This is a genomic window from Falsirhodobacter sp. alg1 (assembly GCF_000739715.2).
In the GTDB taxonomy this organism is placed as follows: Bacteria; Pseudomonadota; Alphaproteobacteria; order Rhodobacterales; family Rhodobacteraceae; genus Falsirhodobacter.
In genome coordinates this window covers 1-684 of sequence record NZ_BBJC02000068.1, presented here as the reverse complement: position 1 = coordinate 684, position 684 = coordinate 1, and the positions used below count along the sequence as shown (strand labels likewise).

Below are 684 nucleotides of genomic sequence, written 5' to 3'. Positions count from 1 at the left end.
TGAACGTGCTGGGCATCAAATTCGACCGGCGCGGAGACGAGTTGACCGCGATCCCTGCCCTTTGCCCCATCGCTTATCGGTGTTCCAACCCCGCCCGCCATCCATGGTGGCGCTACGGCGGCATTTCTGGAAAGCGCAGCCCTGATAGAGCTGGCATGGTCCAGCAGCTGGGCCAGAATCGAGGCGGGAGAGGAGATGCCCCGCCTGCCCCCCGCACGTGAACCTTTGAAGGCCCAACGCATGGCACCGAGACCGCATTTCATGGCCGGCCCGCCCGATCAGCCGGGCGACGATCCCAGCCTTATGACCAAGACACGGCCGAAAACGCAACGGCCCCCGATGTACAAAGTGCTGATCCTGAATGATGACTACACTCCGATGGAGTTTGTGGTGCATGTTCTGGAGCGGTTCTTCGGCCTGACCCATGCACAGGCCTTCGAGATCATGCTGACGGTGCATAAGAAAGGCCTCGCGGTTGTGGGCGTGTTCAGCCATGAAATCGCGGAAACCAAGGTCGTGCAGGTGATGGATTTCGCCCGCGCCACCAGCATCCGCTGCAATGCACGATGGAAAAGAGAATGAGGGCAGCCCGCTTGGTCTGGCGCTGGATACCGGCGCGCTGACGTTGCCCGAGGGGCGTATCGCGATATTGGGTCCGCATGCCGGTGACGATATTTCCGCCCT

At 61.3% G+C, this 684-nt stretch carries 1 protein-coding gene and 1 pseudogene; one reads left to right on the top strand and one right to left on the bottom strand.

The window, feature by feature from the left end:
* Positions 1 to 242 (bottom strand): hypothetical protein (locus TR36_RS16190; RefSeq protein WP_237763608.1); only part of this gene is annotated, 242 nt, incomplete at its 3' end.
* Between TR36_RS16190 and clpS the strand changes: the two are divergent.
* A pseudogene (gene clpS / locus TR36_RS14210) lies at positions 241 to 623 on the top strand (ATP-dependent Clp protease adapter ClpS). The gene TR36_RS16190 and the pseudogene clpS overlap by 2 nt on opposite strands.
* Positions 624 to 684 lie beyond the last annotated feature (61 nt).